At 63.1% G+C, this 8,207-nt stretch carries 8 protein-coding genes and 1 tRNA gene; 1 reads left to right on the top strand and 8 read right to left on the bottom strand.

The window, feature by feature from the left end; genetic code table 11:
- The 8 genes from LJE61_RS06855 to soxX form a co-directional block, all read right to left on the bottom strand.
- The coding region (locus LJE61_RS06855; RefSeq protein WP_296917827.1) for a sigma-54-dependent transcriptional regulator at positions 1-982 on the bottom strand (982 nt) is incomplete at its 3' end.
- Positions 983-988: 6 nt separating this feature from the next.
- Positions 989-1,714: a hypothetical protein gene (locus tag LJE61_RS06850; RefSeq protein WP_296917826.1), complete on the bottom strand. Its 726-nt coding sequence runs from the start codon at positions 1,712-1,714 to the stop codon at positions 989-991.
- On the bottom strand, positions 1,693-3,201 hold the full coding sequence (locus LJE61_RS06845) for a sensor histidine kinase (RefSeq protein ID WP_296909391.1): 1,509 nt from the start codon (positions 3,199-3,201) through the stop codon (positions 1,693-1,695). Before LJE61_RS06845 ends, LJE61_RS06850 begins: the two co-directional genes overlap by 22 nt.
- A gap of 15 nt (positions 3,202-3,216) precedes the next feature.
- Positions 3,217-3,301: transfer RNA gene (locus LJE61_RS06840), tRNA-Leu, on the bottom strand.
- Between the two features lie 127 nt (positions 3,302-3,428).
- Positions 3,429-4,106 carry a rhodanese-like domain-containing protein gene (locus tag LJE61_RS06835; protein WP_296909390.1) on the bottom strand — a complete coding sequence of 226 codons (678 nt, stop codon included), beginning with the start codon at positions 4,104-4,106 and terminating at the stop codon, positions 3,429-3,431.
- Between the two features lie 70 nt (positions 4,107-4,176).
- On the bottom strand, positions 4,177-4,728 hold the full coding sequence (locus LJE61_RS06830) for a hypothetical protein (protein ID WP_296917824.1): 552 nt from the start codon (positions 4,726-4,728) through the stop codon (positions 4,177-4,179).
- Positions 4,729-4,813: 85 nt separating this feature from the next.
- The gene (soxA, locus tag LJE61_RS06825) at positions 4,814-5,653 is read right to left on the bottom strand and encodes a sulfur oxidation c-type cytochrome SoxA (protein ID WP_296909388.1); all 840 of its coding nucleotides are present in this window, start codon (positions 5,651-5,653) and stop codon (positions 4,814-4,816) included.
- 23 nt (positions 5,654-5,676) lie between these two features.
- The gene (soxX, locus tag LJE61_RS06820) at positions 5,677-6,051 is read right to left on the bottom strand and encodes a sulfur oxidation c-type cytochrome SoxX (protein ID WP_296917821.1); all 375 of its coding nucleotides are present in this window, start codon (positions 6,049-6,051) and stop codon (positions 5,677-5,679) included.
- A 344-nt stretch (positions 6,052-6,395) separates the two neighbouring features.
- On the opposite strand from soxX, the gene soxB reads away from it, so the two are divergent.
- Complete coding sequence (gene soxB / locus LJE61_RS06815; protein WP_296909386.1) at positions 6,396-8,174, top strand: thiosulfohydrolase SoxB; 1,779 nt, start codon at positions 6,396-6,398, stop codon at positions 8,172-8,174.
- Positions 8,175-8,207: the final 33 nt, after the last annotated feature.

The following is an 8,207-nucleotide window of genomic DNA, read 5'->3' as shown; positions in this document are numbered from 1 at the left end:
GGGCGAGGAACCGACCCGCCAGCAGGGCGACATCCTCCCGTCGCTCCCGCAGGGGCGGCAAGTCCAGCCGAACCACGTTGAGACGGTAATAGAGATCGGCGCGAAACTGCTCATCGGCCATGGCCTGATCCAGGTCGCGATGAGTGGCGGAGATGATCCGCACGTCAACGGGGAGTGTGCGATTCGAGCCGACTGGGCGCACTTCTCCTTCCTGCAATGCCCGTAGGAGCTTCGCCTGGAACGCGAGGGGCATGTCCCCGACCTCGTCTAGGAACAAGGTGCCTTTGTCGGCCTCCTCGAAGAGCCCTTTTCGGCTCTGTCCGGCGCCGGTGAAGGAACCTTTGCTGTGGCCGAACAGCTCCGACTCCAACAGAGTCTCTGGGATCGAGCTGCAGTTGATCGCCACGAAGGGCCGTTCGGACCGTTGGCTGGCCCGATGGATGGCCCGCGCCAACAACTCCTTTCCCGTGCCACTCTCACTCTGGATCAGGATGTTCGTGTCGGTGCCAGCCGCCAGGTAGGCCTGTCGCAGGGCTTCTTCCATCGCCGCGCTGCGCGTGATGATGTCGCCCCGCCAATCCTCGGTCCGGGACGACGGATCCTCTCCGCCGGCGCCAAGGCGCTCTGCGCGCTCGATGACGGTCAATAGCTCCAGTGCATCGAAGGGCTTGGTGAGATATCCGAAGACACCGCGTTGCGTGGCGCTCACGGCGTCCGGAATGCTGCCGTGAGCCGTAAGGATGATCACGGGCAGCCCCGGATAACCCTGTTGTACCGAGTCGAACAGCGCGAGACCGTCCAGGCCGTCCATTCGAAGATCGCTGACGACGAGCCGTGGCTTGAAATTCGGAAGCACCGCCAGCGCCGCCTCGCCCGAGGCGACCGCCTTGACCTCGTAACCGGCTGCCTTCAGGCGTATGGACAGGAGTCTGCGCAGACTCTCGTCGTCATCTACTAACAAAATCTTGGATTGATTAGTCACTTGTAGTTACCGCGGCAGTTCAATATCTGGGGTGCGGGGGCGGTCGCTCATCTGTTGCTCGATCGCTTTGAGCTTTTCCAGCTGTTCGGCGACCTGATTGCGTTCACGGATGGTCTTCACAAGGGTGCGGGTCTTGATCTCATTGACCTCCTCCAACTGTGCCGCGGCCTCATCGCGTTCGCGAATGGCATCGGTCAGTGTCCGGGTCTCGGACTCATTGCGCGGCTCATCCGGCGTTGCGACCGCATCCCGTTTCGGTGTGCTCGCGTGAAGTGCCTGTCTGTCGCGCTGATCGCGTTGGCGAATCGCTTCGCCGAGCTCCCGCTTCAGCATGAGCTCGCTCTGCAAGCGCTCGAGCAGCAAGGTCGCAAGCATGATCGACCCTGGTGCTTGACCCGGGTGATCTAGATAGGCCGTCAACAGCTCTGTCGCCCGCACCTTATCGGCGGGCTTTCCAAGCGTCGACATGACCAGTGCCCAGCCCATCAGCTCCGACGGATCATCGTAGTCCACGCCCGCCGAGGCCTCCCGTAGCGTCTCGGCCTCGGTCTGTTGGAGAGCAGCGACCTCCTCGAGGAGACGGCCGAGATCAATCTGTTCTGGCGATGGCGCGGAGGACTCTCGAGCAGGGGCGGTCTGCATGCAGCTCGAGAGGAGCACCAGCACTGCCGCGGTCATCCCCAGGTTGATCAAGGAGCGCCAACGGCTGTTCATGCGGTTTGATGCGGACATAGATCCTGGGTCGAGCTCTCCACGGTGGACTGATCGGTCGCTAGGGGAGTGTTGGTTCGTGGTAAGCAGAGCTGAAGGCAGGCACCCGTGTCCGAATTGACGACCTTCAACTGCCCCCCGAGCGCGCCGGCATATTCATGAGCGATGAACAGGCCGAGGCCGCTCCCTCGGACGCGGCCCCTTCCCCGCGAAGCACCCTGGTAGAAACGGTCGAAAACGGCCTCTCGATCCTCCGGGCGAATGCCGTCACCCGCGTCCCGGACTTCGATGCAGACAGTGTTCCCGAGGCGACGGGTCACGACCCGGACGACAGTCTGAGGCGCAGTGAACTTGATTGCGTTTGACAACAAATTATCCAGAATCGTGCTGAGCCTTTCCAAATCAGACCACAGGGTCTCACTGTTGAGTGAGAGCTTCAGGACAACTCCCTTGGCGCGGGCGGACAGCTTGTGGCGATCCGCGAGTCTCCGAATCAGGGGTGCGAGCTCAATCCGACGTGAATCGACAACCGGGGCAGCGCTCCCAGCGAAACTGACCCTGAGCAGATTTTCGATCAACTGCTGCAGTTGCATGCCGTTGACATGAACGATATCCGCGATCTCCTGCTGCTGGCCGTTGAGCGCGCCGACGATCTCCTCCGACAGAAGCTCCGCACCTTCGACGATGTTGGTCAGCGGGGTCTTCAGCTCATGTGAGACATGGTGCAAAAAAAAGGTCCTCTGCTCCTCGAGCTCGATCAAACGAACCCGCAGCCAGTTCAGGCGTCGACCAAGATCGGCCAGATCATGCGGGCCAGACACCTGAATCGGCCGATCGAAGCTGCCGGAGCCCAGTGAACGTATGGCTTGGTCGAGTTGCCGCACAGGTCTTGCAATCAGGAGCGCGAAGATGAGGACCAGCACCAAAGCGGCTGGAACGGAGGCGGACGCCCGCCAAAAGAGTCTCTGCCGGGTCGCTGATGCCTCGCGCTGCATCGCATCGACCTCCCTTGCCACGACCCGGATGTTGTCCTGAAAGACACTGCGCGCGAGGGCGCCGAGACGCGGGAACGCATCCAGTGCGGCTTGCGCCGCCTCAGAGCCCGGCTGCTCGGTCGCCAGGACCGCGAACGTGACCTTTGCCTCGCTCTCGAGCCGATGCAGCTGCTCCCCGACGGTCAGGCCCATGGCCAAACGCTGCATACGGGCGAGGCTATCCAGGAAGCTGTCCCGCTGAAGCGCATACGACTCGTGTAGCTTAGGGTCGCCAAGGACGTCATACTGACGTGCCTGGCGTTCGATGTTTGTGATGTCCTCAACCAGATTGCGACTGACTTGCGTTGCAAGGACGGCGTTGACGACCGCCTGCTGACCTTTGGATGCGAGGTAATCGACCGAGACCCATGCCGTGGCAAGTGCAAAGGCGACTGGCAGGCTGACCACGGCAAATCCGATCAGGATCAGCTGAAGCAGCGAGAGACCCCGAAAGGACCAAACGTTAGTTGTCATGCGAGCGATCGTCGATGGTGCGTAGGGGGGGACTCGAACCCCCACGGATTGCTCCACTGGAACCTAAATCCAGCGCGTCTACCAGTTCCGCCACCCACGCAAGCGGCCCCAGTCTACAGCGGTTTCGACGCGGCCGTTACCCCGACTCGATTCATGAGCGAGGCGCCCCGGGGTGCCTGCTCGGTTCAGTCGGGGCGCGACCGAGATGGCTCGACGGTCAACCGGATTCAGGGCTGTACCGTGGTCAGGCCCACGCTCACCCAATCCTGCATCCCGCCGCGGTACCACTTGAGCTTGTGCACCGGGTAGCCGATCTTGACCAGGCTCTTGAGGTTGGCGGTGGACTGACCGCACCAGATCCCGTTGCAGAACAACACCAGGGTCTTGGCTTGACTGAAGTCCCATGTACCACGCTCCTTGTCATGTGTCGCTCCGAACTCGTCGGCCACGATGTGCTCGAAGGAGTCGGCCTCGGAGGGCATCTCGAAGGTGCCCCCGGCTTCGCGGCTGATCTTGGTCCAGGGGACGTTGACCGACCCCGGAATGGTTCCGCGCATCACCCAGTCCGGGGTGCGCGAGTCGATAATCAGGATGGTCGAATCCCCCTGGGCGATCCGGCTGAGATAGCTGAGGACCTCCAGCTCCCCGATGGTGTCGACCCCGGGAACCGCGACCATCGGCTGAACGCAGAAGGGCGGACAGCCGCGCTCGGTCTTCTGGAACATCTCCGGGAGGGTGGCGTTTCGATCGTGACCGCGTTGAATGGTCACGGTCTGCCCGTTGTGGATGACGTCCACGGAATCCAGCATGGGGGTGATCTTGTTGTCGGCGGCAAGCGGGGCCAGTGTCGGGACCAGGCAGGCGAGGGCGGCAAGCAGTGGATGAGCGGTCTTCTTGGTCAGCATCTTCGGTCTCCTTTAGCCAGGCGGTCAGGGTTGGCCAACGCGTGATGATCAGGCGTCGTCCGGTCACCCCTCACTTCTGCTTCGTCACATAGCTCGGGAAGGTGGCGCCCCGCTCCCGGAGGGCCTGCTCATACCCCATCTCTCCCTGGCGCCGTGCCTTGTCGGCAAGGGCGATCGCGGCGTCGAAGTCTCCGGACTTGGCCAGGTCCTCCGCCTCCTTGATGAACTGAGCCGTGTCACGCCACTCCCCGTTGACCGATGCGGCCTTCTTACGGGCCGCTTCGGCGGCGCCGATCGCCTCTTGTGCAGCCGCGTCCTTGGTTTGGTCGACCTGTCCGCCTTTGGATTGCTCGAAGGCGAATAGATCCTGCTTCATCGCATTCATGGCGGTTTCCTGGGCCTTCGTGAATTGGCGTGAGGGCATCAGCCCCTCCGCTTTCTGGATCATCTCGGCGGTCTCCGGAGAGGCCACGCCGGCCGATTCGGCAAGTGCGTGCGCCTCCTTTGCGTCCTGGATGGCCTTCTCGGCCTCCGATCTATGCGTCGCCCAGGCATTGGTTGCGGGCAGGGTGACCAACAGGAGGGCGGTCAGCAGCCCTCTGAATCGTTCTTGGATCATCATCTCGTGGCAACTCCTCTCGTGCCTTCGCCACGGCGGGGCGCGGCTCGACCGCGCCCCGCCCATCCCGGACCTTGGAAGATCCGCGTTATTTGCGTGCCCCCGGCCCGTTGATCTCCAGGCCGCTGTCCATAAACGCCATGAAATACTCGAGGTTGCGATACTCCTCGCCTTGGAGCGGGAAGGCCTTGGCCCGGACCTGCTCGTTGCAGCCTTTATAACGGCGGTGCAGGGTGCCCATCTCGCCCCACTTCGAGCGGTAGACCGGCCAGTGGGTCGTGTGCCCCATGGCCGGACTCAGCACCTCGGTGCGCAGTGTCGTACCGGAATTGCCCATGTGGCAGTGGCTGCAAGAGAAATTGAACTGCCCGCGGCGCGCGAAGTAGAACTCCTTTCCTTTCTCGTAGGCCTCGAGCGCCTTCGGATCGTCCGCGGGGATCTCGACGTTCCTCACCTGCCCACGTGACTCGTAGGCCATGTACGCGGTGATGTCCGCCATCGGGCCCTTGCCATAAGCCAGGGGCTTCTCGCCGTTGGCCTCCAGACACTCATTGATCGCGAGGGGGAGCGTCACGACCATGCTACGCTCCCTGTCCCAGCGCGGATACTCGGCCACGAGGGCCGGCCCGTTCGGGAAGCAGTCCGCGTAGGTCTTGCCGTTGGCAAAGGGGGTATTCCACATCGCCTCCCCGCTGCTGAGCGCAGGCTCGTACGGGGGGAACTCCTCGATGGCCTCCCAGTTCTCGCGGGCCACGGCGTCGATGGCGTACATGCCGTTACCGAAGTCCTGTCGCTCCACGGTCGGGAAGCGTTCCTGGAAGTATCTCTGGAAGGTCGCCTTGTCTTCTTCCGGTGTGGAGGCGAAGGCGGGGACGCTGAGCACGCAGGCCAAACCGACGGTCGTCAGCGAAAGGATAAACGTCTGCATTGTTGTTTGCCTCCGGTGGCCGCTCAGAGTGACCAGATGTATTCGACGACGTCGATGAGCTCTTGGTTTGTCAGGATCTCGTGCTTGCCGAAGGGGGGCATCGCGGCCTCGGGCGCCTTGACTGTGGCGTCCCAGATCTGGCGGGCCAGTGCCTCCTTGCTCGGGTAGCGGGTCTGCATCGTGACCAGCGCCGGACCGATCGCTCCGGGGCTCTCCGCGCCGACGATCAGATGGCACGCTACGCAATTCCCCTTGCCGCGGTCGTTGACAATGGCCTTGCCGGCGGCGGCATCTCCATTGAAGTCCAGCTGGGGCATGTCGGCAGCGATGGCGGCGAGGGTCGACAGACCCAAGCCGAGGGCGAGTGCGCTCGCCCGGACGGGGTGTGGGGACAACATGTTCTAGCCTCCTGAGGTCTCGGCTTAAAGGGATCTTGGCTCCGGAGTTGCTCCGGACCCCCCTCGGTTCTTGGTCTGAGCTCCGCGTCGCCCTTCGGCGGGTACGCGTTCGATTTTCGCGACGCCGCTTATCATTTTATCGCCGAATCCTAGCACGTTAACCGCAGAACGTCCGACCCTCGTGGCGGCGCGCCGCTGAGCAGGATCCGTGGGATAGCGGTGATTGGCGTGGCCCGGGCCATGGCGCACGGGTCCGGTTGCCGTGCATACTAGTCTGGTTTAACCACGCGGTCGATCCCGGCGGCCGCGCTCCGCCACATACGACCTGGAGGATGATGACGCCTATGTCTCTGTCAAGACGCGAGTTCATTCGACTCATGGGGATGGCCGGTGCTGCCGGGATGCTGCCCTCGTCGGTCTTTGCCGCCAAGCGCATGCCCGGGGACCTTTACGAGGTTCCCAAGTTCGGCAACGTGACGCTGTTACACATCACGGATACCCATGCGCAGTTGAACCCGATCTATTTTCGCGAGCCGAACGTCAACATCGGCATCGGGCCGGCCGTCGGGAAGCCCCCGCATGTCGTCGGCGAGGCGTTCCTGAGACACTTCGGGATCGATCCGGGCGGCATCGAGGCCCACGCCTTCACCTTTCTCGACTTCGACGCCGGCGCCGAGCAGTTCGGCGCCGTCGGCGGCTTCGCGCATCTCAGGACCCTGGTGAGCCGCATCCGGTCCGAGCGCGGCGACGGAAACAGCCTGCTCCTCGACGGCGGCGACACCTGGCAGGGCTCGGGCACCGCGTATTGGACCCGTGGCCGTGACATGGTGGGCGCCTGCAATCTCCTGGGTGTCGATGTCATGACCGGCCACTGGGAGTTCACCTACCTGGACGAGGAGGTCATCAGGAACATCGAAGAATTCAAGGGCGATTTCGTGGCACAGAACGTCAAGGTGCGCGAGGAGGCCTTGTTCGACTACCGCTTCGCAGACTTCGCCGGGTTCGACGAGGATCTGGGGCTGGCCTTCACGCCGTACACCGTCAAGGAGGTCGGCGGGGTCAAGGTCGCCGTGATCGGTCAGGCGTTTCCATACACGCCGATCGCCAACCCGCAACGTTTCATCCCGGACTGGACCTTCGGGATCGAGGATGGCCGGATGCAGGAAATGGTCGACAAGGTCCGTGAAGACGAGAAGCCGGATCTGGTGGTCGTCCTGTCGCACAACGGCATGGATGTGGATCTCAAGATGGCGTCGCGGGTGACCGGGGTGGACGTCATCTTCGGCGGTCACACCCATGACGGCATGCCGGCCCCGAGCGTCGTGGAGAACGCGGGCGGTCAGACGCTGGTGACCAATGCGGGCTCGAACGGGAAATTCCTGGGGGTCATGGATCTGGACGTGCGGGACGGCAAGCTTCGGGACTACCGCTATCGCCTGCTGCCGGTCTTCTCCAACCTGCTGGCCCCCGATCCGGCCATGGTCGAATACATCACGGGTGTCCGCGCCCCGTACCAGACCCAGCTGCGAGAGGAGCTGGCAACCGCGGAGGAGACCCTGTTCCGCCGCGGCAACTTCAACGGCACCTTCGATCAGGTGATCTGTGACGCGCTGCGCAAGGTCAATGACGCCCAGATCAGCCTCTCGCCGGGTTTCCGCTGGGGCACGACGGTCCTGCCGGGTCAGAAGATCACCATGGACAACGTCATGGATCAGACCTGCATCACCTACCCTGAGACCTATCGGCGAGAGATGTCGGGTGCAGACCTGAAGCTGATCCTCGAAGACGTCTGCGACAACCTCTTCAACCCGGATCCCTATGTGCAGCAGGGTGGAGACATGGTGCGCGTGGGCGGCCTGGATTACGTCTGCGATCCGACTGCCGCGATGGGCGAGCGAATCCTGGACATGGCGCTGGACGACGGCACCAAGATCGAGCCCGACAAGACCTATGTGGTCGCCGGCTGGGCGACCGTTGGCAGCCAGTCGCCCGGCGAGCCGATTTGGGAGACGGTTGCCACCTATCTGCGCGACATCAAGACCGTCAAGCTCGAGAGGCTGAACACGCCCAAGCTCAAGAACGTCGCGGGGAATCCGGGGATCGCGGATTATCCCTCGATGTAGTCGGGGCGGAGAGGCGCTCGCGCAGGACACGCC

This window comes from Thiocapsa sp., assembly GCF_022340925.1.
GTDB lineage: Bacteria > Pseudomonadota > Gammaproteobacteria > Chromatiales > Chromatiaceae > Thiocapsa.
Note: the sequence above shows the minus strand (reverse complement) of the source record. Positions and strands in the feature narration are given on the sequence as shown.

Coding starts and splice junctions, on each gene's coding strand:
- soxA (WP_296909388.1), bottom strand. CDS start 5,653: ATGCAGACGTTTATCCTTTCGCTGACGACCGTCGGTTTGGCCTGCGTG.
- soxB (WP_296909386.1), top strand. CDS start 6,396: ATGTCTCTGTCAAGACGCGAGTTCATTCGACTCATGGGGATGGCCGGT.
- LJE61_RS06830 (WP_296917824.1), bottom strand. CDS start 4,728: ATGATGATCCAAGAACGATTCAGAGGGCTGCTGACCGCCCTCCTGTTG.
- LJE61_RS06850 (WP_296917826.1), bottom strand. CDS start 1,714: ATGTCCGCATCAAACCGCATGAACAGCCGTTGGCGCTCCTTGATCAAC.
- soxX (WP_296917821.1), bottom strand. CDS start 6,051: ATGTTGTCCCCACACCCCGTCCGGGCGAGCGCACTCGCCCTCGGCTTG.
- LJE61_RS06835 (WP_296909390.1), bottom strand. CDS start 4,106: ATGCTGACCAAGAAGACCGCTCATCCACTGCTTGCCGCCCTCGCCTGC.
- LJE61_RS06845 (WP_296909391.1), bottom strand. CDS start 3,201: ATGACAACTAACGTTTGGTCCTTTCGGGGTCTCTCGCTGCTTCAGCTG.